Origin of the sequence: Polynucleobacter sp. MG-28-Ekke-A2, assembly GCF_035012985.1 — a bacterium.
Classification (GTDB): Bacteria; Pseudomonadota; Gammaproteobacteria; order Burkholderiales; family Burkholderiaceae; genus Polynucleobacter.
In genome coordinates this window covers 39,301-62,937 of the sequence record NZ_JAYGQU010000008.1, presented here as the reverse complement: position 1 = coordinate 62,937, position 23,637 = coordinate 39,301, and the positions used below count along the sequence as shown (strand labels likewise).

The window sequence follows — 23,637 nt, the reverse complement described above, 5'->3', positions numbered from 1 at the left end:
CAACTAAATAACAATAAATAAAACGAAAACGTTTAAGGACATGTGTATGAAACGATCATTTTCTAAAGTTCTACGCACTTTGGTGGTGGCTGTAGGTTTGTCACTAACTCTAGCGAGTGGTATGAGCTTTGCTGAACGTGCACCGATGGCGCCTTTGCCTTCTCCTAGTGGAGTAGACGTGCCTCCTGCATCTGTGCCGGCAAATCCAAACGCTTTGGCCAATGGCACTCAAGCGCAGGCTCAGCCAGCTAATCCATCCATTTTCACGGCGCCAAACAGTGATCCACAAAACTACGTCAGTATTCCGGATAAACAAGCAGGTGTTTTAATCCAGCGTGCTGGTCAAGAATGGCGCGTAATTCGTAACGGCATCATTACTGTATACGGAGGCTGGTTGTTGGCGATTGCCTTCTTTGGCATTATTGCTATGTTCACCATCAAAGGCTCAATCAAACTACACGAGCCATTGTCAGGCATTAAAGTAAAGCGCTTTAGTGCATTGGACCGCATCACTCACTGGGTTATGGCCTTTAGCTTCCTGGCCTTAGCGTTTACTGGTTTGATGATTTTGTATGGCAAATATTTTGCAATGCCATTGATGGGCGGTGTCGCATATGGATCCTTCTTGTTTGTTTGCAAGAATATTCATAATTTTTCCGGCCCATTATTTACCCTAAGCATTGTGATTTTCTTCTTGCTCTTTGTCGGTAAAAATATTCCAGAAAAAGGCGATCTCAATTGGCTGTTAACTTTCGGTGGAATGTTTAGCGGCAAGCATGTGCCTGCTGGCTTTTTCAATATGGGTGAGAAGTTTTGGTTCTGGTTCGGTATGACTTTCTTAGGCCTGGTAATTTCTGCCTCAGGATTTGTGCTCGATATGATTGTGCCGTTTATGCAGATTGAGTACCTGCGCGGCACTATGCAAATCGCCAACATCATTCACAGTAGCGCTGCAATCTTGATGACTACCATGGCGATGGGCCATATTTATATCGGCACCATTGGTATGCAAGGTTCAATCGATGGCATGAAGACCGGCTATGTAGATGCTACTTGGGCTAAAGAGCACCATGAGCTCTGGTATGACAAACTGAATAAATAAGGATAAGGCCATGAAAAGAATCATTGCTCTTACGTTTTGCGCATTTGCTGCCTCCTCGGTACTTGCGACTTTGCCACCATTGAGCCCAGAGGCACAAGAGGCTGCTAATTTGGCTAAAGCTAAAGCCGCTTATGGGGACAAGGTTGGCGCATATAAATTGTGTTTAGTCCAAAATAAGGTGGCAGATCAATTTAAGGTCTCTGGAACTCCAGCGCCAGCAGCGTGCACTGCACCACCACCATTTACTCCGCCTGTTGCAGCTGTTGCCAAATAATTAGGTGGAAAGTAATTCTTGCCGTAAGTAGCGTTTAGCTGCTGGAGTTTGAGGATTGCTAAAGAAGGGGCCTACGGGTCCCTTTTCCTTTATTTCCCCTTGGTCAATGAAGATAATGTACTCAGCTAGTCTTTGTACTTGGGCAAGTTGATGGGATGAAAAAATCACATCTACCCCCTGACGGTCAAATTGACGAATCAGCTCTTCAACCTGTTCGGTAGTCTTGGGGTCGAGATTGGCAGTAGGCTCATCTAGTAGAACCAAATTGGGTTTTTGAAGAATAGCTCTTCCAAGACAAACCTTTTGTCTTTCGCCTGCGGATAATTTATGTGCTGGGCTGTTGGCTAACTCGCTTAAACCTACTTGCTCAATCACAGAGTCTATATCAGCATTCGTAATGGACGCGTCCGCATCACAAACCATTGCGATATTTGTTTTTGCTGAGGCTTTGATCATCGGGGTGTGATGTAAAACCAAAGCCGTTTTTGTTTTAAACGAGTAACTCACTGTTCCGCCATCTGGCTTAACGAGCCCATCTAGAAGTTTCAGAAGAGTAGTTTTGCCAGCGCCATTGGGGCCAATACAAGCAGTAATTCTGTCTGCTGGAATGAGGGCGTGCTGGATATTCAGAATGGTTCTGCCATTGCTTTTGACGATGATGTCTTTGAGCTCAATGAACTTTTCAAAAGTTTCCATTGCATTAACCATAGCGGTGCTCCGCAATTTGGCGAACTGCAAAGGTAAATAAATTGGCCAGAAGAACAATGGCGAGCAAGACGATGCCAAGGGCAAGGGCTAAAGGTAGGTCGCCTTTGCTGGTCTCTAGCGCTATCGCAGTTGTCATCGTTCTGGTGGAATGATCAATATTGCCACCAACAATCATGACTGCTCCAACCTCGGATATGGCTCTAGCTAGACCGGCAAGCACGGCAATAGTCAGCGAGAAGCGGGAATCCCATATCAGCCATTTAAAGCGGGGGAGGGGTGGCAATTTGAGGCTCAGAAAGGAATCGCGATGTATTTTCCAAGAGTCCTCCAGGATTTGGCGGCTAAGGGCTGCGATTAAAGGGGTTGTGAGCAATGTTTGAGCCACAGTCATACCCTTTACTGTAAATAGCCAGCCCCACATGCCAAGGGGCCCTGTACGTGACAGCATGAGATATACCAATACGCCAACTATGACTGTAGGCACACCCATGAGGGTGTTCAGGATCACAATGATGGTCCTTTTGCCCGCAAAACGTTCGGTGGCCAGAAGGGCGCCAATCGGTAGACCCAAAAGCGTTCCAACCAGAAGGGCGGTAAGGCTGACCTGTAGAGAAACCCAGACGATCCCCATTACACCGCCATCGAGGTGGGCTAACAAGGAAAGGGCATCTTGAAAAGCTTTTAACATGCGCCTGATTCTATCAAGGCAATGGCAAAATGACTGTAATGAAATTGATTTCCCTATTTTTGACCTATGGCTGAAGTGGTGTGCCTCTGCAATGAGGTCCTCGACGTGGATTTGCGCGAATATTTAGATACTCACCCGATAGACTCGATTGACGAGTTGCGGGAGCGGGCATCCATTTGCAATAAATGCATGCAGTGTCAAGATTTAGTCGAGAGCGAAATCTACTTGGCGCGCGTTCGACGTCAACGTGCCGCAGGTCAGTTTTAATGAGCCCTAATAAAACTTCTCGTTTCACGGTGCTGAGTATGAATGTCCATAAGGGGGTATCTCCCTTACATAGACATTCCACGATTTACCAGCTGCGAGAAAAAATGCGTAGTCATCACCCAGATCTACTTTTCTTGCAGGAGCTGCAACAGGAGCATCGGGGTAGAGTGCGTCGCTTTAGCCAATGGCCGTTAATAGAGTTGACTCACTTTCTTTCGGAAGACTTTTGGCGCGATTGGCATTATGGGAAAAATGTCGAGTACCGCGATGGGCATCATGGTAATGCCATCCTCTCTAAGCACCCTCAACAAAAAGGAAATAACTACGATATTTCAGCATATCGTTTTGAGAGTCGTGGCCTGCTACATAGCGTTACTACTTTGGATGGCATGGATCAACCGATTCATTGTTTCTGTGTGCATTTGGCGCTTTTCGAGCGGGGCAGAGAGCGACAGTTGGAGGCTATCATTGGGCATATCCAGGAACTCACTCAAAATGGACCTACGATCGTGGCTGGAGACTTCAATGATTGGCGCAATCGTGTGAGCGCTCCCATGAAGGCTGCCGGCTTTGATGAAGTATTTGAATTGCTGACTGGCTCTCCAGCAAAAACGTTTCCTAGTATGAAGCCATTGCTTTCAATGGATAGGATTTATGTTCGAGGAATAAAAGTACATTCAGCGGAAATTTTGTATGAATGGTTAAAGCTATCAGATCACCTAGGTATTACTGCTGAATTGGAACTTGAATGAATGACTTATTAGGATTTTTTATTAATACACAATCTACATTTAATTTGAGATTGATTTTATTAATCCATTTCTCATTTGTAACGTATTTTATTTTCCTTATTATTTCTGTAAGAAGACCTGTTGGCGTAGCTTTTGCGTGGATATTTATTGTGATGACGTTCCCTCTATTGGGAATAAGTTTGTATATTTTGATTGGTGAGCGCCCGGTTGGAAGAGTCTTGACTCGAAAAATTATTCGGATGAATCGCGAATACCAGGAAACTACTGAGCTGATGAGGAAGCAATTTATTGGCGATAGAGAGAAATTGCCAATGGAAGGTAGGGCCTTGAGCCTGCTTGCAGAATCTAAGAACGGCTCACCCGTGGTTGCTGGCAATAAGATTAAATTGCACACAGAATCATTAAAAATTCTACAAAATTTCATTGATGAAATTAACTCAGCCAAGAAAAGCCTCCATTTAGAGTTCTATATCTGGGCATTGGGCGGTGATGCGGATCGGGTTTGCGAGGCTTTGATAGCCGCAGCCAAGCGTGGTGTTGCATGCCGTGTTTTGTTGGACTCACTCGGAAGTAAAGATTGGTTTAAGTCTGCTTGGCCCAAACGTTTTAAAGCGGCTGGCATTCAGGTCACTGAGGCATTGCCGATTCAGATTGGCCGCTTCCAGTTCCGCCGTGCAGATCTGCGCTTGCATCGAAAAATATTTGTGGTGGACGGATTCGTGGTGTGGACTGGCAGTATGAATATGGTCGACCCTCGTACTTTTAAGCAGGACTCTGGAGTGGGAGAGTGGGTTGATGCCATGGTGCGCATTGAAGGTCCAGTTGCATCTCAGTTTGAACTCACGTTTTCTTTTGACTGGAGTGTTGATAACCCTAAAATTACCCACTTCAATGATCGCGAGCTACCAGTATCGCCACATGAGGGTGGCGTTTTAGCTCAGGAGTTTTCATCTGGCCCGGTATACCGAGACGATATTCTTTATCAAGTGCTCTTGTCAGCCATTATGGATGCTAGAGAAGAGTTAACCATTACTACGCCATACTTTGGCCCAGATGATGGCTTACTTCAGGCATTGATGGCGGCTGCGGCCCGTGGAGTAAAGGTTACTCTGATCGTTCCTAAGTTGAATGATTCCAAATTGGTTGCCTGGAGTAGCAGAAGTTTTTATGGTGACTTAATGAATGCAGGTGTCAAAATCGCAGAGTTCCATGGAGGCCTCTTGCATACCAAGAGCTTGTTGATTGATAGGCGGATTGCAATCTTTGGTTCAGTGAATTTTGATCAACGTAGTTTGCGGCTGAACTTTGAAATTAGCTTGATTGTGTATAACGATGACTTCTGCGCCAATCTTGAGAAGCTGATTGAGTCCTACTTAGAGCAATCAGATTATGTTGATCCTAAAGCCTGGGCAAAGCGCCCGCGCTGGCATCGTTATCTCGAAAATGCGGCGCATCTTACTTCGCCACTGCTTTAAATTGCGCCGCTTGCTCTCATGCCGGCAATGTCAGACTCTCCCAACCCTAATTCTTTAAGAATGGAGTCGGTATGATCTCCAATCGCAGGGATGGGGTCCATACGATAGTCATAGCTGCTATTTAATCCTGGGGGCAGCAAGGCAGCAATCGCACCGTTGGGGGTATCCACCTGGGTCCAACGATTGCGCGCTTTAAACTGCTCATGCTTCCAAAGACCCTCCATATCATTAAGGTGGGCATTTGCAATCTGCGCTTTTTCTAGTCTTGCAATTAATTGCACGGAAGTAAGGCCGCCAAAGCAAGTGTCAATAATATCTAAAAGTTCTGCGCGCTTTTCATTGCGCTTGAAGTTACGATCAAAGCGTTCATCTTGGGCAAGTGCAGGGTTTTCTAAAACGGTTTCGCAAAACTGCACCCACTCACGTTCATTCTGTAAGCCGAGCATGACTGTCTTACCATCGCCTGCCTTAAAGGGGCCGTATGGATAGATAGTGGCGTGAGAGGCGCCATTGCGCGGTGGCGGTTCTGCACCTTTGTAGGCGTAATACAGAGGAAAGCTCATCCATTCGGTAAGAGACTCGAGCATAGAGATATCGATGACCGAGCCTTTACCTGTTTTTCCTCTTTGCAAGAGAGCGGCTAAGATATTGGTATAAGCATACATGCCGGCAGCAATGTCAGCAATGGAATTTCCAGCCTTGCTAGGGTTTTCAGGCGTTCCGGTAATCGACAAGAATCCTGCTTCACTCTGAATAAGTAAGTCGTAGGCTTTCTTATCTCGATAAGGGCCGTCACTACCATAGCCCGAGATATCGCACAAAATCAGTTTTGGATTATCTTTCTGCAAAATCTCAGCTGTGAGTCCCATACGTGCAGCAGCACCTGGCGCCAGGTTTTGCACTAAGACATCGGCGGTCTTCAACAAAGTCTTGAGTGCTGCAATTGCTGATGGCTGCTTAAGATCTAGGGTCAAACTTTCCTTAGAGCGATTGACCCATACAAAGTGAGAGCAGAGTCCATCTACTTGGGTGTCATAACCCCTCGCAAAGTCACCGCCGCCAGGCCTCTCAACTTTAATGACTCGTGCGCCTAAGTCCGCTAATTGGCGCGTACAGAAAGGTGCGGCAATAGCATGCTCTAAAGAAACAACAGTAATACCATCCAGTGGGCGAATGCTCATATCAACGTTTTCCTAGAATGATCTTGGGAGACCAAGAACATGTTCAGCAATATAGGAGTAAATTAAATTCGTTGAAATAGGCGCCACTTGGTAAAGGCGAGTTTCTCTAAATTTACGTTCAACATCGTATTCATTGGCAAAGCCAAAGCCACCATGAGTTTGCAAGCAGACATTTGCTGCTTCCCATGAGGCTTTTGCGGCTAGGTATTTCGCCATATTAGCTTCTGGGCCACAGGGTTGGTGATTGTCAAATAACTCACAAGCTTTAAAGCGCATGAGATTTGCGGCTTCGGTTTCAATATAGCTATCAGCAATCGGAAATTGAATCCCTTGGTTTTTACCTATTGGGCGATCAAAAACGACTCGGTCATTGGCATAGCGACGGGCGCGATCAATAAACCAGTACGCATCACCAATACATTCAGCAGCGATCAAGACTCGCTCGGCATTTAAGCCATCCAAAATGTATTTAAATCCTTGGCCTTCGGTACCAATCAGATTCTCTGCGGGGATTTCTAGGTTATCGAAGAACACTTCGTTAGTTTCGTGGTTCACCATGTTAGCAATGGGTCGCACTTCCATGCCTTTGCCAATGGCGTCAGCGAGATTGACGATAAAGATCGACATGCCTTCTGACTTGCGTTGTACTTCACTAAGTGGAGTAGTGCGCGCCAGCAAAATCATTAAGTCAGAGTGTTGAATTCTGGAGATCCACACCTTTTGACCATTGACTACATACTTATCACCTTTTTTAACTGCCGTCGTTTTCAGTTTAGTGGTGTCGGTACCAGTGGTTGGTTCGGTAACGGCCATGCTTTGAAGGCGAAGTTCTCCCGAAGCAATTTTGGGAAGATACATTTTTTTCTGCGCGTCTGAGCCATGGCGAAGTAGGGTACCCATGTTGTACATCTGCCCGTGACATGAGCCTGAGTTACCCCCAGAAAAATTAATCTCTTCCATAATTACTGAGGCTTCAGCAAGGCCTAAGCCGGAGCCACCATATTCTTCCGGAATTAAGGCGGCCAGCCAGCCAGCCTTAGTCATCGCATCCACAAAAGCCTCTGGATAACCTCGTTCGTGATCAATCTTTTGCCAATAGGCAGAATCAAAAGAGCCACAGAGATCTCGCAATGCTTCACGCATTTCTTGGTATTGGTCTGGCTTAGGAATGGGGTGATTCATAAAAGTCTCAATTTATAGGTTTTATGGTTTATTTGCTGATTTGGGTACTAGTTTAAGCAAGATTTGAAAATCTTGGAGATTGCTTAAAACAAGGCAAAATAGACTTCATGAGATCTAAAAAAATTCACTCGTATGGCAGCTCCCTAGAGGCCATGACTTAATGGACACGGTATTCGAGCATTTTTTTGGGTGGTTTGAAATGCCTTCTGTTGGCTTGCCGGCAGTATTTATCAGCGCGTTTATTTCCGCAACATTAATACCGGCTGGTTCCGAACCTATTCTGTTTGGCTATATCACTCTTAACCCCCACTTATTTTGGGCGGCGATTGCAGTTGCCACGGTTGGCAATACATTAGGGGGGATGCTAGATTGGTGGCTGGGGGTGATAGCACGCAATAGCTTTAAGGTAATGGATGAGCCCCGCAATACCCGCCTAAAGCGTTGGCTTGAAGGGTGGGGGCCTAAGTTGTTGTTGCTGTCTTGGTTGCCTGTATTGGGTGACCCCTTATGTCTAGCGGCGGGATGGTTAAAGCTCCCGTGGCAGCCATGTCTGATTTACATGTTTATCGGTAAGCTCTTGCGCTTTATTACGATTACCTGGTTACTTACTTTAGTCCCTGAAAGTTTTTGGCACCAGCTAGGTCACTGGCTTCATCTCATCTAAACGGCGCAATACTTCTGCTGAACCTCGTCATTGTTTAAGAGGTTCTGAGCAGTGTCATGAAAAACAATCTCGCCTTGATCAAGAATATAGGCGCGATCAGAAATTTTCAAAGCTTGTTGTACGTTTTGCTCCACCAGTAGAATGGTTAGACCTTCTTGCTTTAGTTTGGCAAAGAGCTCAAACATCTCTTCAACCAAGACCGGCATGATGCCTTCTGAGGGTTCGTCGAGCAGAATGACTTTAGGCTTACCAATCATGGCTCTGGCAATAGCCAACATTTGTTGCTCGCCACCAGACATTGATGTGCCGTCTTGATGTAAGCGCTCTTTTAGTCTGGGGAAGGTTTCAGCAATCTCATCAACTAATGCACTCATGTCACCTGAGTTCTTCTTGGCGATCACCCCAAGCTCTAAGTTTTCTTTAACAGTCAGCCCGGGAACGATGCGGCGATCCTCTGGAACATATGCCAGACCTAAATGAAAGCGCTCGTGAGCAGGTAAATCTAAAAATGAAGTGCCATCAATGGATGCTTTACCTTGGCGTTTAGATAACAGGCCCATCAGAGACCGTAGGGTAGTGGTTTTGCCGGCACCATTGCGGCCCATCAAAGTAACGATCTCACCTTTGTTCACCTCAAGTGAGATGCCTTGCAATACGTGACTACGGTCATACCAAGCGTTTAAGTTTTCTACACGCAACATAGTTTGCTTTCTGATTAACCTTGACCTAGGTACACACGACGTACCTCTGCATTATTTTGGATTTCTTCTGGAGTGCCTTCTGCCAAGAACTCGCCATGGTGCAGTACGATGATGCGCTTACAAAGGCCCATGATGAGTTTCATCTTGTGTTCAACCAAAATAACCGTGCGCTCACTAGCAAGTGTGCGAATCAATTCCATCATGACCAAAGTTTCTTCTGGAGACATGCCGGCAGTGGGTTCATCTAGCAATAGAAGGCTGGGGTTGCAGGCCAATGCCATCGCAATTTCTAGGGCGCGCTGTTGGCCATGCGCTAAGTCACCCGTCTTCTTATTGCGTAAGTGCTCTAGATTAACTCGATGCAGTAATTCATCGGCGATCTCAATTGGCTTTGGATAACTTTGCGCATTTCGGAGGAAGTTGTAACGCGCTGTTTCCATCTGTGCGGCCACCCGGACATTCTCATGAACGCTGAGTTGCTTAAACACATTAGTGATCTGAAAGCTTTTAGAGATTCCGATACGAGCAAATTCATGCTGCTGCATGCCCGTGATATCTTTGCCATTAAATAGAATTTGACCGCTCGATGGTGGGAACGCGCCACTCAAGACATTAAAGAAGGTGCTTTTACCTGCACCATTCGGGCCAATAATTGCCGTAAGTGTTCCAGGCATAAAGCTAGTGGATACGTCCTGTAATGCCTTGAACTTACCAAAGCTCTTACTGACATGACGCGCTTCAAGAATAGGGGTTGTAGTTGCACTATTCATTATTTAGAATCCTGATTAATTTGTAGCTTGCTCAGAATGGTTCCCCAGATGCCTTTAGGGAAGAACAGTACAAAGAACATGAACACTAAACCAACGACAGCCATCCAATGCTTAGTGAAGGTGGTGACCACGTCTTCCAAGTAGAGCATGACTGCTGCACCGATGAATGGGCCAAAGAAGGTGCCCATTCCACCGAGAATGCTCATCATGACTGCTTGGCCAGACTGTAGATAGTGCAAAGAATCAATTGGCACGATAGAGAGGTGGAGGGCGCGTAATGAACCTGCTAAGCCACAAATCGCTGCTGATAATACAAAAACCAATAGTTTGGTACGGGCTACGTCAAATCCACAAGCTGCTGCGCGCTTCTCATTCTCACGGATTGCTTCCATCACAGCGCCTAAGGGTGAGCTTAGGATGCGGGAAATAAGCCAAATGGCAATCACCACAAAGAAAAGAATGATGTAGTACTTCACTAATGGATTTAAGAAGTCAACTGGGATGCCTAAGATGTTGAATTCATCTACGCGGACACCTCGTAAACCATTCTCACCACCAGTAAGGCTCTCTGCCTTATAGAAGATGTAGTACACAATTTGACCAAGCGCTAAGGTCACCATGGAGAAGTAGATGCCACGAGTGCGAATGGCCAGGTAGCCCATGATGAGGCCGCCAAGAGCGGCGCCAATGACGCCAACCAGAATGGCGGCGCCCCAAGGTAAACCATAGTGAACAATGGCTATGCCGGTGATATAGCTACCAATGCCTAGGAAGGCTGCATGACCAAAAGATAGTAGGCCCATGTAACCAAACAGCAAGTTAAAGCCCATGGCGAATAAACCAAAGATCAAAATATTGATCGCCAAGGCTTCATACGGCATGATGAATGGAAAGATTGCTAAGAACAGCATGCAAGCTAGTACGCGATGACGTGCAATGAGTTGGAAAAATGAATTCATAAATATTCGGAGCCTTAGCCCATTGCTCCTGCTTTGCCAAATAAACCTTGTGGGCGAATTAACAGCACTACAGCCATCAGTACAAAAATGGAAAGTTCTGCTAAGTCGGGGAAGAAGAGGGAGGTCATGCTGTAGACCACACCCACTAACAAGCCAGCCAGCACTGCGCCGACTGGAGAGCCCATGCCGCCTACAACGGTCACCACAAAAGATTCCGCCAGAATGGGAATACCCATCTCTGGATTGACTGAGCGTGTTGGTGAGGCAAGAATTCCTGAAAGACCGGCAATTGCGCAACCCAACCCAAAAACCAAAAACCAAACCTTAGCAATATCGATGCCTAAGACCTTCACAATTTCTTGGTCGGCAGCGCCGGCTTTAATGATGAGGCCATAACGCGTCTTTTGAATGAAGAACCAAACACCCAAAATGACGACTGCAGTAGCCGCAATGAGGAAGAGGCGATATTTAGGGAAATAACCAATGCCTACATTCACTGTTCCGCCAAGACCCTCTGGGGTAACTGACGGAAGGCCTTCGATGCCAAAGGTTATACGTATAACTTCGATCAAAACATAAGAAAGACCAAAGGTAAGAAGAAGGGGGTAATCGAGACCGCGACCATAGAGCGGCCTAACTAAGAAACGCTCGGTTACAAGACCAATACAGCCTGTTATTAGGGGTGTTAGTGCCAGACTGAACCAAAAGCTTCCGGTGATACCCAGGAAGTAGACGCCTAAAAATGCGCCCACCATAAAGAAGGCGCCATGTGCAAAGTTCACCACGTTCAGCATGCCAAAAATGAGACATAGGCCAAGGGCTAGAAGTGCATAAATACTGCCTAAGGCGATACCTGTAAGCAATTGCATGCAGAGAAGTTCGAATGTAAGACCGGTCATAAATGTACTCAGAAAAAACTCCCCTCCACCAAGTGGTTTTGAGGAGTGAATCAGGGTGAATTAGAAATTCACCCTGAAGTTTTGGATTAGGCCTTGTGACCTAGCTCTGCACAAGAACGCATGTTTTTCTCTGTAGTAGGTTCAATCGTCAAAATCTTGAAGACGTCATACTTATCTTTCATATCTTTTGATTTTGACTCGATGATGATGACAGATTGAACTGCTTGATGATCGCATTTACGATAGTATTCGGGACCCTTGTACCAGTCATACTTGAGATTTTCCATTGCAGCGACCACCTTCATAGTGTCGCTAGATTTTGCAATTTTGACTGATGCAAGTACGCTTTTAACGCCTGCATAACCTAATGCACCGTAATCAGAAGGAACGGAGCCGTTGTATGCTTTTCTGTAGGCATCGTTAAATGCTTTTGCTTGCGGGATACGATCCTCCAGACCCCAATAGTAGGAGGTTCCACCAGCAATGCCTTCAAATGCTTCTGCTCCACCGGCAATGCGTGAGGTGTAGAGCAAAACAGGCGCCACAATTTTCATGCTGGATTTCAAACCAAAATCAGTACACTGCTTTGCTGAATTCACCAGGTCACGTCCAAAGTTGCATAAAACTAAAATATCTGGATTCAAGGCTTTGATACGCGGTAAGAATGCTGAATAATCTGATGTGCCCAATGGATGGCGAATATCAGCCAGGGTTGTAGCACCCATTTCTTTACCAGCACGCTCAAACGCGCGCACCATTTCATGGCCGTAAGCATAGTCAGCTGTTAAGAACACAATCTTCTTTCCAAAACGTGGAATAGAGTAACGTGCTACAGCGCCAGCAGTCATTGTTGGGTTTAGTGCTTCGTGGAATGTATAAACACTCCAGTCTTTCGCTTCGTTAATTGCATCAGATTGACTAATGGAGTTAAAGAGAACTTTACGCTCTTTGCAAACGGCGTTGATAGAAAGTTGTGTTGCCGCTGAAAGTGAGCCAACGACAAAGTTAACTTTGTCTTTTTCAATCAACTCCAAAGTACGAGTTGCGGCTTCTCCAGCGTTGAGCTTGGTGTCTCTCACTAGAAGCTCTGCCTTACGTCCGTTAAGGCCGCCTGCATCGTTAAATTCTTTGATGGCTAATTCAGCCGCCTTCACCTGATCCTGAGCTTCTGCTGAGAAGGGTCCTGTCAACGGCGTTGGAAAGCCGATCTTAATAGTGTCAGTCTGAGCATTTGCCACGTTTAACCAAAGTGGGGTGCTTGCTGCTGCGGCTCCACCAATTAACATCTTGCGTCTTGTTTGATTCGTTACTTTTTGTTTCATGGTTGTCTCCTCCATATAAAACTTTGTTAAATAAGAATACTTTTTATTGTTTTAAATCTTAACTGAATGCACCTTTTAATGCGCAGATTCAGGCACTGCTTTCCCTTGAGCTAATAGATCGCTGATATCAATCGCGGTTTCCGCCATCACAGTATCGGCATTTCTTTTTAACTTCTCGTTATCCCTATTGCCCTTACTTCCTTGGGCTTGCATATAGCGACCCAAATATTGGGCTCTAGCCACTACTTGTTGGCCTAGCTCTAAGCGCTCTTCGCTGTATGCGTTGAGCGCTGCTGGGGTAGCGCCATGTGCGGCAATATGCTTTGCAATCACTATTGCCTCATCAGCGGCCTTGGTAACACCCATACCTACGTGCGGCCTACCAACAAAAGCGGCATCGCCCATGAGTGCGATTCTGCCAAAGACAATTTGTTCGGAGCGCACGTCATAAATGGCTTGTAAAAATGGTGCGGCTGTTTTTTCTAATATTTCTGCGTATTGGGGTGCCAAGATCTCCTGCGCCACTTTTCGCATGCGAGCGATATGCTTCCAAGACACTTTGAGTGGTGGGATGCCGGTAGGGTAGTGATGACCATCATCGTCTGTAAGAAGGCTTACCAACTCCTCATGCTCTGAGGCTGGGCGATACCAAACAAAGTTATAGCGACGCTTGCCTGGACGCGTGTCATTGCCAGAACCAGCAACTGGATAACCCAGCATTTGCTCGCCATTGGGCAAACAAAAGCCAAAGCGATTGAATAGAGTCTCTAGAGTGTTCCTTGATAGGCAGGCTTCGTCACACACGCCACGCCAAGCTATATAGCCTGCATATTCAGGTTGAATCTTTGGTGCGACTTGCGCTCGCACTGCAGAGCGTATGCCATCGGATGCAATGAGTAGCTCTGCGTCATACTGACTGCCATCTTCACAAAGTACCTTTACGGCGTTCGCATCTTGCGTAACCGACTTCACTGTCTTGCCTTGAAGGTAGCGCTCGCTTGGAAAGCTTTCTTTGAGCATGTGATAAAGGCGACTCCAAGAGGTTAATACTTGAGGTAACTCCATTTCACCAAGGCTTTGACCGTCAGCACCCAAAGTGACACGCTTAGTCACGGGTACGCCGAGTGTTTCATCAACAGTCACTCCAGCAGCGCTTAGTGCTTCAGCCAAAGCATCATGGGTGACAATGCCGGCGCCACGACCGTCCAAGGATCCAATAGTCTTTTCTAGCAAAGTAACGTCATGCCCTTGGCGCAGCAAAATATTTGCCACGAATAAACCACCAAGAGAGCCGCCTACAACTAGAATTTTTGCCATCAATAACTCCTAAGCCGCTTTTGCATCCAGGGTTGCTTTTTCTTCAGCTGGGTAGTTGAGTTCAATAACTACACCATTAGGATCATCCAAAAAGATTTGGTGGAGCTTCAGGACAGGTACAGTGCGCTCGCGATAAGAAACATTGAGTTTCTTTAGGAGAGCAATTTTTTCTTCTAGGCCGGTCGCAAAAAAAGCAATGTGATCTACTGCGCCAGATCCATGGAGTGTGCTGGGGTCGCGTTCACCTAAATATTTTTTCAGTCCGTTCAGATCATTTTTGTCGATAGCAATGAGGTGCAAGACTGCATTAGCCCAACTACTCTCATCACCGTTGTATAGCCAGACGCCTGGGAAAGGAAACTCAGGTCTTGGACCAACAGTTAAGCCAAGGAGCTTGCTAAAAAATTCAGTCGTTTTTTCAATCTCTAGACTGCGGATGGAGAAGTGATTTAGGCTTAGATTAGACATAGATACCTTTTGAATTAAGCAAACAGTGATTTAGCAGAGTGAAGGTAAGACTGCACTCGGTCGCGAATGATCTCTTGTTCTGTATTGGGGCTTTCGGCGGCATAGATGGCTTGCCCGTAGATCCAACGTCTCATGCCGATATAGAAAACGCCACCATGCAATCCCATGAGAAATTCAAGTTCACGCTGGGTGGGCTTTGATGCATCAGACCTGCCGCAATACTTGCGAGTTTCGCGAATGAGTCTTGGTAATAAGCGCGTGCGCAAGAGCTCGAAGAAGCGATCGCTAATAGAGTGATCACTTAAGCCAGAAAAAATCAAAATGCGCACAAAGTCATAAGTTAAGACTGTGTTGGAGTAGTCCAAATAGAACGCATTGAATTTTTCTTCGGGAGTAAGGGAATCATCATCCAGCAGTTCTTCCCACTCTGGCTTCCAGCGAGATTCAAAGACCTCTTTATAGACTTCTTGAATCAGCGCATCTTTGGTGGGGAAGTAGTGATAGAGCAGGGTGTGAGTGATACCCAACTCTTTGGATAAATTTCTTAATTGGCCATCGATACCATTTCTGGCAAAGAACTGAATAGCGCTATCCAATATTTGGCGTTTCCGCTCGGCTGTACCCATTCTTTTTCGGATGGGCGCCAAAGAGCCCTCTGAACTTTCAGCAGTATTTGGGCTGGAAACACTATCTTCAGTAAAACGCATGGATTCTCAGGGTTTATCCGAATTTGGACTTATTGACCAAAAGTTAAATAATGGTACATTGTTGAACAATTGGTAGATAAGACTCTATTCGTACAAACCCCAAGGAGATCAAATGGAATTAAATGGCGAGCAACTCATATCCGCTCCAATCCCTGAAGTATGGAAGGGTTTGAACGATATTGACGTGTTAGCCAAGTCCATTCCTGGCTGCGAGGAGATTAGTCGCATCTCCCCAGAAGAGATTCATGCCAAGGTGATGTTCAAAATTGGGCCCGTTAGAGCCCGTTTTGCAGGGAAATTGCTCCTAAGTGACATTATCCCGGACCAGTCTTGCTCTATGGCCTTTGAAGGGTCTGGTGGGGCGGCAGGGTTTGCCAAAGGTAAGTCACGAGTGGAGCTAAAGCAAGCCGAAGGAGGTACTTTGGTCTCTTATACGACGGAAGCCTCGATTGGCGGCAAGTTAGGTCAAATTGGCGGTCGCTTAATTAGCGCATCGGCAAAAAAGATTGCAGATGATTTTTTTCAGAAATTTGCAAAAGAATTAGGCGGGGAGACAGTGGCGTTGGAGTCAGACGCTGGCGGTAAATAAAGAGCGGTAATAAAAAAGTAGCGCAAAAAAATAAAAAGCTAGAAAAGCTTAATACATTGGTGGTGGAGGAGACTTAATGAAATCTGCAGCATTCGATTATGTAAAGCCCAAAAGATTACAAGAGGCATTATCTTTGCTTGAGCAGGGCGGCGATGATGCGCAATTAATTGCGGGTGGGCAAACTTTATTGGCCACGTTGAATATGCGTTTGTCTGAGCCCAAAGTGTTAATCGATATTACTGATATCGCTGAGCTCAAAGGTATTTCGGTTGTTGGCGATAGTTTGCGTATTGGCGCTCTAGTGACCCATACTGAAATTGAAGATTCAGAATTAGTTGCAAAACATGCACCACTTTTAAAAGCTGCCGCTCCACATATTGCCCATCGCGCTATTCGTAATCTTGGCACTTGGGGAGGCTCACTGGCATACGGTGACCCAGCCGCCGAATGGCCCGCTTGTAGCTTGACTCTGCGTGCCACCATGGTGATTCATGGTCCAGCGGGCGAGCGCCGAATTTCTGCAAACGATTTTTTCATTGACTTGTATACGACCTCATTAGAGCCCGATGAAATTCTCGTGGCGACTGAGATTCCAATGGCAAGCAAGCAAGCAGTTTTCTATTTTCATGAGCTGGCTAGACGTCATGGCGACTACGCGGTTGCTGGTTTAGCTGCAGTTGCAGAGAAGCAGGGTGATGTTTTGACTCATTGCGCCTTTACATTCTTTTCTGTTGGCGCTACGCCAGTAATGGCAACTAAAGCGCAGGATTTAATCAATGGCCAAAAACTCAACGTTGAGTTAATTACCAAGGCCGTAGCCGAAGCGCGTAATGAAATCGAAGCCATTGCAGACATTACCAATAGCGCAGAAGCGAAACAACATTTAATTGGTGTATTGCTTGAGCGTGGACTCAAGCACATGATTGCTTAATACTCAAACAGCAAGCATCGGCACAAGAATTCGGAGATCAAAATGAGTTTGAAGAAAAAAATTTCAATGACCGTGAATGGTCGACTCGTCAATGCAGAGATTGAGCCACGCAGACATTTGGTGGATTTCTTACGTGAAGATTTACATTTAAAAGGCCCTCACTTGGGTTGCGAGCAGGGCGCGTGCGGAGCTTGTACCGTCAAGGTAGATGGACAAATCATTCGCGGATGCCTATTTCTGGCAGTACAGGCCGATGGCAGCCTAGTCGAGACCGTGGAAGGTCTAACTAAAAACGGTGTTTTGAATGATCTGCAAGAATCTTTCATGCGCCACAACGCTATGCAGTGTGGCTTCTGCTCCTCTGGCATGTTGTTAGCTGCAGCAGAGTTGATTGAGAAACAACCAAAAGCAACGCGCGAACAAGTGCGCGAATGGATCTCAGGTAATTATTGTCGTTGCACTGGTTACCACTCTATCGTCGATGCAATCGTCGATGTATTGGATGCTCGTGCCAAGGGCCAAAAAATTAAACCTGTCCTTGCTAACGCCTAAGGTATTAAGGAAAACGCATTATGAATAAGCCAAGTGATTTAAAAGGAATGGTGCTCGATCCCGTAACAAATGATCAGCGATATATAGGCCATAGCGAACCAAGACATGGGGCTCGTCGTCTGCTTGAAGGTCAGGGCACTTACATTGACGATATTCAATTGCCTCGTATGGCGCATGTGGTGTTCTGGCGTTCCCCGGTAGCACACATGAAAATCGGCAAAATTCATACAGAGCATGCCAGTAAGATGCCTGGTGTTCTTGCAGTTGTAGATGGCGTGCAAATGGCGAAAATTTGCAAGCCTTGGGTAGCCACTTTGGGCCACCTAGCTGGTATGAAGTCCGCCCCTCAACACGCCTTAGCAATTGATCGTGCTTGTTGGCAGGGTGAGCCGGTGGTGGCGGTAGTTGCAGAAACTAGAGCGCAGGCGGAAGATGCTCTGCAGCATATCGATGTTGAGTGGGAAGAGTTGCCGGCGGTCGTTTCCATGGAAACCGCGCTTGATGCAGATACTCCGGTTATTCATCCCGACCTTGGCGACAATTTATGCTTCACCCGTACTTTAGATGTCGGTAATGTGGAAGAAGTATTTGCAACTGCTGACGTGGTAGCAGAAGCTACTTTTGGATTTGGGCGCCATACCGGCGTAACACTTGAGCCGCGCTGTCAGATTGCAGATTACAACCCAGGCGATCGTCGCCTCACTGTGTACCATTCGCAACAAGCGCCACACATGATGCAAGATCTATATTGTCGTCAGTTTGGGCTTTCGGAATCAGATGTGCATGTCATTTGTAAGGATGTGGGCGGATCATTTGGTATTAAGGTGCATGCCTATCCAGATGACTTTGCTACCGTAGGGCTTGCCATGATGCTTGAGCGCCCGGTGAAGTTTGTTGCAGACCGTCTTGAATCATTTACCAGTGATATTCATGCGCGTGAGCATCGTATTAAAGGACGTATAGCTGCCAATAAGGCAGGCGATATATTGGCTTTTGAGATCGATGATCTGACTGCAATTGGCCCATACTCCATGTTCCCTAGAACTAGCGCTATTGAAGGCAATCAAGTCGTGAACTTGGTCGGTGGTCCTTACAAGCATCAAAACTATCGCGCTAAGCTGAATGTCGTTTTTCAGAATAAAACACCCACTTGTCAGTATCGTGGGGTAGGTCATCCGATTGCTTGTGCTGTGACCGAAGGTTTAGTGGATTTGGCTGCGCAAAAATTACAAATGGATCCGCTCGAGTTTCGTAAACGTAACGTCATTCCGGATGATGCTTATCCTTGCTCTGGAATTTCTGGAATTAAGTTGGAAGTTCTCTCACATGAGCAATGTTTGCGAACAATCGAAAAGATGATGGATTATTCTGCATTGCGTAAAGAGCAGGCTGAGTTGCGCAAAAAAGGGATCTATCGCGGCATTGGGTTTGCAACATTAATTGAGCTAACCAATCCAAGCCCTGCTTTCTATGGCGTAGGAGGTGCTCGCATTGCCTCTCAGGATGGCGCTACCGTTCGCATGGATCCTAGTGGTGTGGTTTCAGTCTTGATTGGTGTTGGTGAACAAGGTCAAGGTACTGAAGGTATCTATACCCAGATTGCGGCTGATGCTGTCGGTGTTTCAATCGACCAAGTGCGCGTTATTACTGGTGATACCGATGTGACTCCTTACGGCGGTGGCACGTGGGCTTCACGTGGAGCAGGTGTTGGCGGTGAAGCGGTTCTCTTGGCTTCTCAAGCCCTACAAGAAAATATTATTAAACTGGCGGGCGCCATTTTGAATCGGCCTGTTGCAGAACTCACTGCGCGTCGTGGATACATCTTAGATAAAGCGACTGGTGAGCAATTGTTGCCGTTTGGTGAAGTGGGTAGAGTGGGTTATTTCCGCACTGATACTTTACCGGCAGGATTTTCTGCAGATCTCATGGTGACACGTCACTACACTCAAAAGGAATACCCATTTATCTTTACGAATGGGGTCCAAGCATCTTATGTTGAGGTTGACCCAGACACAGGCTTTGTAAAGTTATTGAAGCATTGGGCGGTAGAGGATTGTGGACGCGTTATCAATCCAATGTTGGTCAATGAACAAGTGCGCGGTGCAATCGTTCAAGGTATTGGCGGCGTTCTGTTTGAAGAGTGCCTCTATGACGAAAGTGGTTTGTTGCGCAATGGCAGCATGGCAGATTACTTAGTGCCGATGGCTAATGAGATGCCGGATATTGAGGTTGCTCACGTTGAGACGCCTACCCAATCTTCCAAATTGGGTGCTAAAGGGGCGGGTGAGGCTGGTACGGCCGGAGCGCCAGGTGCAGTTCAAAACGCTATTAATGATGCCTTGGCGCCATTAAATGCATCCGTCTTTGATCAGCCCATCACCTGCGAAAAGATCCTGCGGGCTCTCAAGAAAATCTAATATTTATAGGTTCTGACTACCCCTGGTGCATCGCCTCCAGGGGTAGTTCAGCACATCCTGTAACATCAAGTTTTGGGGCCATAAAGCAGTCTGCAGCCCTTTTAATTAACTTGATACGGTAAATGATATGTCCACATTAAAAGGTAAAACAGCACTAGTTACTGGTTCCACTAGCGGTATTGGCTTAGGAATGGCTATTGCACTGGCTAAACAAGGCGTCAACATCATGGTCAATGGTTTTGGCGAGAAAGATGAAGCCATTGCTCAAATTAAAGCTTGCGGAGTAGAGGTTGATTACCATGGCGCAGACATGAGCAAGCCCGCTGAGATCGAAGATCTAATTAGGCAAACAGAGAAGCGTTTTGGTTCGCTGGATATCTTAATCAATAATGCTGGCATTCAATACACTGCAAACATTGAAGAATTTCCAACAGATAAGTGGGATGCCATCATCGCCATTAACTTAAGTTCAGCATTTCACACAACACACCATGCCTTGCCTGGTATGAAAAAACGTAACTGGGGCCGCATTATTAATATCGCCTCAGTACATGGCCTAGTAGCTTCTACTCAGAAGGCTGCCTATGTTGCTGCAAAACATGGCATTGTTGGATTAACCAAAGTGACGGCCTTGGAAAATGCTCGCACTGGTATTACTTGTAATGCAATTTGTCCGGGCTGGGTTCTTACTCCATTGGTTCAGAAACAGGTAGATGCTCGTGCAGAACGCGAAGGCATTTCCAATGAGGCCGCTAAGATTGCCTTGGTATCCGAAAAGCAGCCATCTGGAGAGTTTGTGAGCCCAGAGCAATTGGCAGCCTTGGCGGTTTTCCTATGTGGGCCAGATGCCTCTGAAGTGCGTGGAGTAGCTTGGAATATGGATGGTGGTTGGACTGCTCAATAATCCTTAGTAAACACTATTGAAATTAATGCCAGTAAGCTGCTTTACTGGCCTTTTTCTTGGATCAAACAAAAACCGCAGAATAGTCTATAGTTATCCAAAATTTGTCTATATTTGGCGTAATGTAATTAAAAGGAATACAAATGGAACATACCTTACCTCAGTTGCCATATGCACTCGATGCTTTGGCCCCATATATCTCTAAGGAAACTTTGGAGTATCACTATGGCAAACATCACCAGGCTTATGTCACTAATTTAAATAATTTGACTAAAGGGACTGAGTTTGAAAATTCATCTCTTGAAGACATCATTAAGAAATCTACAGGCGGTGTATTTAATAACGCTGCACAGGTCTGGAACCATACCTTTTATTGGTCAAGCATGAAGCCAAATGGTGGTGGAGCACCTAGCGGCCCATTGGCTGATGCTATCAATGCCAAGTGGGGCTCATTTGATAAATTCAAAGAAGAATTTACAAAGTGTGCTGTAGGAACTTTTGGCTCAGGCTGGGCATGGCTGGTTAAAAAAGCAGATGGTAGTCTTGATCTTGCTTCCACTAGTAATGCTGCAACGCCTCTCACCACAGATGCTCAGCCATTAATGACATGTGATGTTTGGGAGCATGCCTACTATATTGATACACGTAATGCACGTCCAAAATATGTAGAAAATTTTTGGAATGTAGTGAATTGGGATTTTGCTAGCCAAAATTTTGCTTAATTTAATTTATCTCATTTAGGAAAATCTAATGACATCAATCTTGACCTCTTTGGGACGCACTATTTTTGCCGGTTTTGTCCTGCTCGCCCTTATTATTTTGGCTTTAGGCGGCAACTTTAGTTCTGCTGAACTTCCGTTTGTCTTCCGCTGGTTGCACGTGATGTGCGGTGTGATGTGGATTGGTTTGCTCTGGTACTTTAACTTTGTGCAGATTCCATCAATGCCAAAGATTCCCGATGAGCAAAAGCCAGCGATTGGCAAAGTCATTGCTCCAGCAGCATTGTTCTGGTTTCGTTACGCGGCTTTGTTTACTGTGCTAACGGGTTTGATTGTGGCCGCTTTAAATGGTTACCTTCATCAAGCCTTCACATTGCAAGCCCCGTTCCGCGCAATCGGTTTAGGTATGTGGATTGCCTTGGTAATGGCTATTAACGTTTGGTTCATTATTTGGCCAAATCAAAAGCGCGCTCTTGGTATCGTTGCTGTTGAAGCTGACGTTAAGGCAAAATCTACTCGCGTTGCGATGTTGACATCCCGTTTGAATACATTGCTATCCGTACCAATGTTGTTCTTGATGGTTGCTCAATCACACAACACTACATGGTTCGTGATCGTTTCTTAATCACTACCAGCTGCATAAAGAAAAGGCCCGCAATCTGAACTGACCCACAAAAGTTGGACATCAAATCCAACTCAAAAGGGTCAGCCTCATGTCCAAATACAGCAAAGACTTTAAGCTAGAAGTCATTCATCACTATCTGTCAGGTAAAGAAGGATTTACCGCAACGGCAAAACGGTATGGCGTTAAATTTACCTATGTCCGCACATGGGTTCATGCCTTTAAAGCTCATGGTCAAAAAAGTCTAACCAAGACTTACACTCATCACCCCAGTGCCTTTAAGCTTGCCGTACTCAAGGTAATGGCGCAAGATCAGCTCTCCATTAATCAAGCGGCAGCCCACTTTAATATCGCCTCTCCCAGCACTATCTCCGTATGGCAACGCCTCTACAATGAAGGCGGTATTACAGCCCTAGAACCTAAACCCAAGGGACGGCCACCCATGTCAAAACGAAGTGAGATCCAAGCGCTCCTAGCTAAACCTTCAGAGCAGCTTACGCATGAAGAACTCTTACTGAAGTCGCACTATTTAGAGGTGGAGAACGCTTACTTAAAAAAGCTCGAAGCCTTAGCTCAGCAAAAGTACTTGGCAAACAAGAACAGGTCCAAGTCGTCACCGAGTTAAGGCAGCAGTACCCTTTGCAAACTATCCTAGGCATTGCCAATATGGCCAGGAGTGTCTACTACTACCAGCTAAGTGCTAGCGCTAAAGTCGACCCCTATCTGGATGCTAAGACTCAAATTGGCGCAATCTACCATCGCCACAAGGGCTGCTATGGCTATCGGCGAGTCCATTTAGAGCTGAGCAACCAACATCGTTACCTTGATCCCAAGACCGTACAAAAGCTGATGGGGCAACTAGGGCTTAAATCCCTTGTTAGACCTAAACGCTATCAGTCCTATAAAGGCGGTATTGGTAAGGTAGCACCCAACTTATTAGAGCGTAACTTTGCGGCCAGTAAACCCAATCAGAAGTGGGTTACTGATGTGACGGAGTTCAACATCAGGGGTGAGAAGGTATACCTCTCGCCGATCTTAGATCTTTATAACCAAGAGATCGTCTCCTATGAGATTAGCGATCGGCCACAGATTAGCTCGGTCATGCAAATGCTCCAAAGCGCATTTAAACAACTGGGACCAAAAGACAAACCTATGTTGCACTCAGATCAGGGCTGGCAATATCAAATGGGGTTTTATCAACAGGCTATAAAGAAACAAGGCATTACTCAAAGCATGTCTAGAAAAGGTAACTGCTTAGACAACGCAGTGATGGAAAACTGGTTTGGGATTATGAAAACAGAGTTCTTCTATCGGAAGAGGTTTGAAAGTATCGAATCATTTAAAACGGAGCTTAAGGAATACATCCACTACTACAACCATGATCGGATCAAACAAAAACTAAAGGGATTGAGCCCGGTTCATTACCGAACTCAATCCCTTCTGGTAACCTAATTAAACTGTCCAACTTTT

General features: G+C 45.9%; 26 protein-coding genes. 14 read left to right on the top strand and 12 right to left on the bottom strand.

What is annotated here, in order from left to right; genetic code table 11:
• The first annotated feature begins 46 nt into the window (after positions 1-46).
• Together VC188_RS06755 and VC188_RS06750 are read left to right on the top strand one after the other, a co-directional pair.
• Positions 47-1,102 (top strand): formate dehydrogenase subunit gamma, encoded by a 1,056-nt coding sequence (locus tag VC188_RS06755; RefSeq protein ID WP_215321735.1) that lies wholly within the window; start codon positions 47-49, stop codon positions 1,100-1,102.
• Between the two features lie 10 nt (positions 1,103-1,112).
• Positions 1,113-1,376, top strand: coding sequence for a hypothetical protein (locus tag VC188_RS06750; protein WP_215321736.1), 264 nt, complete (start codon positions 1,113-1,115; stop codon positions 1,374-1,376).
• On the opposite strand, the gene VC188_RS06745 is transcribed toward VC188_RS06750, so the two are convergent.
• Both VC188_RS06745 and VC188_RS06740 read right to left on the bottom strand, forming a co-directional pair.
• Complete coding sequence (locus tag VC188_RS06745) at positions 1,377-2,072, bottom strand: ATP-binding cassette domain-containing protein (RefSeq protein WP_255538512.1); 696 nt, start codon at positions 2,070-2,072, stop codon at positions 1,377-1,379.
• A gap of 4 nt (positions 2,073-2,076) precedes the next feature.
• Positions 2,077-2,772: an ABC transporter permease gene (locus VC188_RS06740; RefSeq protein WP_323483447.1), complete on the bottom strand. Its 696-nt coding sequence runs from the start codon at positions 2,770-2,772 to the stop codon at positions 2,077-2,079.
• A 66-nt stretch (positions 2,773-2,838) separates the two neighbouring features.
• Here VC188_RS06740 and VC188_RS06735 point away from each other — a divergent pair, with 66 nt between their 5' ends.
• From VC188_RS06735 to cls, 3 genes are read left to right on the top strand one after another with little or no spacing between them, the layout of a single operon-like run.
• Positions 2,839-3,039: a (2Fe-2S)-binding protein gene (locus tag VC188_RS06735; RefSeq protein WP_215321739.1), complete on the top strand. Its 201-nt coding sequence runs from the start codon at positions 2,839-2,841 to the stop codon at positions 3,037-3,039.
• On the top strand, positions 3,039-3,791 hold the full coding sequence (locus VC188_RS06730) for an endonuclease/exonuclease/phosphatase family protein (RefSeq protein WP_216157191.1): 753 nt from the start codon (positions 3,039-3,041) through the stop codon (positions 3,789-3,791). Before VC188_RS06735 ends, VC188_RS06730 begins: the two co-directional genes overlap by 1 nt.
• A complete protein-coding gene (gene cls, locus VC188_RS06725) occupies positions 3,788-5,266 on the top strand; it encodes a cardiolipin synthase (protein WP_323483446.1) in 1,479 nt (492 codons plus the stop codon). The genes VC188_RS06730 and cls overlap by 4 nt, the downstream gene beginning before the upstream one ends.
• On the opposite strand, the gene VC188_RS06720 is transcribed toward cls, so the two are convergent.
• Together VC188_RS06720 and VC188_RS06715 are read right to left on the bottom strand one after the other, a co-directional pair.
• The gene (locus VC188_RS06720; RefSeq protein WP_323483445.1) at positions 5,263-6,447 is read right to left on the bottom strand and encodes a CaiB/BaiF CoA-transferase family protein; all 1,185 of its coding nucleotides are present in this window, start codon (positions 6,445-6,447) and stop codon (positions 5,263-5,265) included. The two genes, cls and VC188_RS06720, sit on opposite strands and share 4 nt — an antisense overlap.
• A 12-nt stretch (positions 6,448-6,459) precedes the next feature.
• Entirely contained in the window at positions 6,460-7,629 is a 1,170-nt protein-coding gene (locus VC188_RS06715; protein WP_215321743.1) for an acyl-CoA dehydrogenase family protein, read from the bottom strand.
• Between the two features lie 160 nt (positions 7,630-7,789).
• Between VC188_RS06715 and VC188_RS06710 the strand changes: the two genes are divergently transcribed.
• On the top strand, positions 7,790-8,293 hold the full coding sequence (locus VC188_RS06710) for a YqaA family protein (RefSeq protein WP_323483444.1): 504 nt from the start codon (positions 7,790-7,792) through the stop codon (positions 8,291-8,293).
• On the opposite strand, the gene VC188_RS06705 is transcribed toward VC188_RS06710, so the two are convergent.
• The 8 genes from VC188_RS06705 to VC188_RS06670 all read right to left on the bottom strand — a co-directional run bounded on the left by VC188_RS06705 (position 8,290) and on the right by VC188_RS06670 (position 15,436).
• Positions 8,290-8,994: an ABC transporter ATP-binding protein gene (locus VC188_RS06705; protein WP_215321745.1), complete on the bottom strand. Its 705-nt coding sequence runs from the start codon at positions 8,992-8,994 to the stop codon at positions 8,290-8,292. The two genes, VC188_RS06710 and VC188_RS06705, sit on opposite strands and share 4 nt — an antisense overlap.
• Before the next feature lie 14 nt (positions 8,995-9,008).
• Positions 9,009-9,764: an ABC transporter ATP-binding protein gene (locus tag VC188_RS06700; RefSeq protein ID WP_215292728.1), complete on the bottom strand. Its 756-nt coding sequence runs from the start codon at positions 9,762-9,764 to the stop codon at positions 9,009-9,011.
• Entirely contained in the window at positions 9,764-10,723 is a 960-nt protein-coding gene (locus VC188_RS06695) for a branched-chain amino acid ABC transporter permease (protein WP_323483443.1), read from the bottom strand. Before VC188_RS06695 ends, VC188_RS06700 begins: the two co-directional genes overlap by 1 nt.
• A 14-nt stretch (positions 10,724-10,737) precedes the next feature.
• Positions 10,738-11,622, bottom strand: a complete 885-nt coding sequence (locus tag VC188_RS06690) for a branched-chain amino acid ABC transporter permease (protein WP_323483442.1) — start codon at positions 11,620-11,622, stop codon at positions 10,738-10,740.
• Positions 11,623-11,708: 86 nt separating this feature from the next.
• Entirely contained in the window at positions 11,709-12,944 is a 1,236-nt protein-coding gene (locus VC188_RS06685; protein WP_251368527.1) for an ABC transporter substrate-binding protein, read from the bottom strand.
• A 75-nt stretch (positions 12,945-13,019) separates the two neighbouring features.
• The gene (locus tag VC188_RS06680) at positions 13,020-14,261 is read right to left on the bottom strand and encodes an FAD binding domain-containing protein (protein WP_323483441.1); all 1,242 of its coding nucleotides are present in this window, start codon (positions 14,259-14,261) and stop codon (positions 13,020-13,022) included.
• A gap of 9 nt (positions 14,262-14,270) precedes the next feature.
• Positions 14,271-14,729 carry a glyoxalase gene (locus VC188_RS06675; RefSeq protein WP_323483440.1) on the bottom strand — a complete coding sequence of 153 codons (459 nt, stop codon included), beginning with the start codon at positions 14,727-14,729 and terminating at the stop codon, positions 14,271-14,273.
• Between the two features lie 14 nt (positions 14,730-14,743).
• Positions 14,744-15,436 carry a TetR/AcrR family transcriptional regulator gene (locus VC188_RS06670; RefSeq protein ID WP_216860970.1) on the bottom strand — a complete coding sequence of 231 codons (693 nt, stop codon included), beginning with the start codon at positions 15,434-15,436 and terminating at the stop codon, positions 14,744-14,746.
• Positions 15,437-15,548: 112 nt separating this feature from the next.
• Between VC188_RS06670 and VC188_RS06665 the strand changes: the two genes are divergently transcribed.
• From VC188_RS06665 to VC188_RS06630, 8 genes are all read left to right on the top strand, one after another.
• Positions 15,549-16,025: a CoxG family protein gene (locus VC188_RS06665; RefSeq protein WP_072582970.1), complete on the top strand. Its 477-nt coding sequence runs from the start codon at positions 15,549-15,551 to the stop codon at positions 16,023-16,025.
• A gap of 76 nt (positions 16,026-16,101) precedes the next feature.
• Complete coding sequence (locus VC188_RS06660) at positions 16,102-16,956, top strand: FAD binding domain-containing protein (protein WP_216157175.1); 855 nt, start codon at positions 16,102-16,104, stop codon at positions 16,954-16,956.
• 42 nt (positions 16,957-16,998) lie between these two features.
• Positions 16,999-17,508 carry a (2Fe-2S)-binding protein gene (locus VC188_RS06655; protein WP_323483439.1) on the top strand — a complete coding sequence of 170 codons (510 nt, stop codon included), beginning with the start codon at positions 16,999-17,001 and terminating at the stop codon, positions 17,506-17,508.
• A 20-nt stretch (positions 17,509-17,528) separates the two neighbouring features.
• Positions 17,529-19,925, top strand: coding sequence for a xanthine dehydrogenase family protein molybdopterin-binding subunit (locus tag VC188_RS06650; RefSeq protein WP_215321753.1), 2,397 nt, complete (start codon positions 17,529-17,531; stop codon positions 19,923-19,925).
• 127 nt (positions 19,926-20,052) lie between these two features.
• The gene (locus VC188_RS06645; protein WP_216191156.1) at positions 20,053-20,829 is read left to right on the top strand and encodes a 3-hydroxybutyrate dehydrogenase; all 777 of its coding nucleotides are present in this window, start codon (positions 20,053-20,055) and stop codon (positions 20,827-20,829) included.
• A 140-nt stretch (positions 20,830-20,969) separates the two neighbouring features.
• Positions 20,970-21,548: a superoxide dismutase gene (locus VC188_RS06640; RefSeq protein WP_323483438.1), complete on the top strand. Its 579-nt coding sequence runs from the start codon at positions 20,970-20,972 to the stop codon at positions 21,546-21,548.
• Between the two features lie 28 nt (positions 21,549-21,576).
• Positions 21,577-22,170, top strand: a complete 594-nt coding sequence (locus tag VC188_RS06635) for a urate hydroxylase PuuD (protein WP_323483437.1) — start codon at positions 21,577-21,579, stop codon at positions 22,168-22,170.
• Positions 22,171-22,258: 88 nt separating this feature from the next.
• Positions 22,259-23,619 (top strand): IS3 family transposase gene (locus tag VC188_RS06630; RefSeq protein WP_216265204.1). Its coding sequence is split into 2 segments (ribosomal slippage): positions 22,259-22,718 and positions 22,718-23,619, totalling 1,362 coding nucleotides; the frame shifts between segments, so codons are not numbered across the junction.
• The last annotated feature ends 18 nt before the right edge of the window (positions 23,620-23,637 follow it).

What these genes read in the sequence shown, in the direction of transcription:
- VC188_RS06645 (WP_216191156.1), top strand. Translation starts at nt 20,053, where the DNA reads ATGTCCACATTAAAAGGTAAAACAGCACTAGTTACTGGTTCCACTAGC.
- VC188_RS06690 (WP_323483442.1), bottom strand. Translation starts at nt 11,622, where the DNA reads ATGACCGGTCTTACATTCGAACTTCTCTGCATGCAATTGCTTACAGGT.
- VC188_RS06655 (WP_323483439.1), top strand. Translation starts at nt 16,999, where the DNA reads ATGAGTTTGAAGAAAAAAATTTCAATGACCGTGAATGGTCGACTCGTC.
- VC188_RS06665 (WP_072582970.1), top strand. Translation starts at nt 15,549, where the DNA reads ATGGAATTAAATGGCGAGCAACTCATATCCGCTCCAATCCCTGAAGTA.
- VC188_RS06715 (WP_215321743.1), bottom strand. Translation starts at nt 7,629, where the DNA reads ATGAATCACCCCATTCCTAAGCCAGACCAATACCAAGAAATGCGTGAA.
- VC188_RS06750 (WP_215321736.1), top strand. Translation starts at nt 1,113, where the DNA reads ATGAAAAGAATCATTGCTCTTACGTTTTGCGCATTTGCTGCCTCCTCG.
- VC188_RS06670 (WP_216860970.1), bottom strand. Translation starts at nt 15,436, where the DNA reads ATGCGTTTTACTGAAGATAGTGTTTCCAGCCCAAATACTGCTGAAAGT.
- VC188_RS06685 (WP_251368527.1), bottom strand. Translation starts at nt 12,944, where the DNA reads ATGAAACAAAAAGTAACGAATCAAACAAGACGCAAGATGTTAATTGGT.
- cls (WP_323483446.1), top strand. Translation starts at nt 3,788, where the DNA reads ATGAATGACTTATTAGGATTTTTTATTAATACACAATCTACATTTAAT.
- VC188_RS06705 (WP_215321745.1), bottom strand. Translation starts at nt 8,994, where the DNA reads ATGTTGCGTGTAGAAAACTTAAACGCTTGGTATGACCGTAGTCACGTA.
- VC188_RS06730 (WP_216157191.1), top strand. Translation starts at nt 3,039, where the DNA reads ATGAGCCCTAATAAAACTTCTCGTTTCACGGTGCTGAGTATGAATGTC.
- VC188_RS06740 (WP_323483447.1), bottom strand. Translation starts at nt 2,772, where the DNA reads ATGTTAAAAGCTTTTCAAGATGCCCTTTCCTTGTTAGCCCACCTCGAT.
- VC188_RS06700 (WP_215292728.1), bottom strand. Translation starts at nt 9,764, where the DNA reads ATGAATAGTGCAACTACAACCCCTATTCTTGAAGCGCGTCATGTCAGT.
- VC188_RS06695 (WP_323483443.1), bottom strand. Translation starts at nt 10,723, where the DNA reads ATGAATTCATTTTTCCAACTCATTGCACGTCATCGCGTACTAGCTTGC.
- VC188_RS06660 (WP_216157175.1), top strand. Translation starts at nt 16,102, where the DNA reads ATGAAATCTGCAGCATTCGATTATGTAAAGCCCAAAAGATTACAAGAG.
- VC188_RS06710 (WP_323483444.1), top strand. Translation starts at nt 7,790, where the DNA reads ATGGACACGGTATTCGAGCATTTTTTTGGGTGGTTTGAAATGCCTTCT.
- VC188_RS06680 (WP_323483441.1), bottom strand. Translation starts at nt 14,261, where the DNA reads ATGGCAAAAATTCTAGTTGTAGGCGGCTCTCTTGGTGGTTTATTCGTG.
- VC188_RS06635 (WP_323483437.1), top strand. Translation starts at nt 21,577, where the DNA reads ATGACATCAATCTTGACCTCTTTGGGACGCACTATTTTTGCCGGTTTT.
- VC188_RS06755 (WP_215321735.1), top strand. Translation starts at nt 47, where the DNA reads ATGAAACGATCATTTTCTAAAGTTCTACGCACTTTGGTGGTGGCTGTA.
- VC188_RS06735 (WP_215321739.1), top strand. Translation starts at nt 2,839, where the DNA reads ATGGCTGAAGTGGTGTGCCTCTGCAATGAGGTCCTCGACGTGGATTTG.
- VC188_RS06745 (WP_255538512.1), bottom strand. Translation starts at nt 2,072, where the DNA reads ATGGAAACTTTTGAAAAGTTCATTGAGCTCAAAGACATCATCGTCAAA.
- VC188_RS06720 (WP_323483445.1), bottom strand. Translation starts at nt 6,447, where the DNA reads ATGAGCATTCGCCCACTGGATGGTATTACTGTTGTTTCTTTAGAGCAT.
- VC188_RS06650 (WP_215321753.1), top strand. Translation starts at nt 17,529, where the DNA reads ATGAATAAGCCAAGTGATTTAAAAGGAATGGTGCTCGATCCCGTAACA.
- VC188_RS06675 (WP_323483440.1), bottom strand. Translation starts at nt 14,729, where the DNA reads ATGTCTAATCTAAGCCTAAATCACTTCTCCATCCGCAGTCTAGAGATT.
- VC188_RS06640 (WP_323483438.1), top strand. Translation starts at nt 20,970, where the DNA reads ATGGAACATACCTTACCTCAGTTGCCATATGCACTCGATGCTTTGGCC.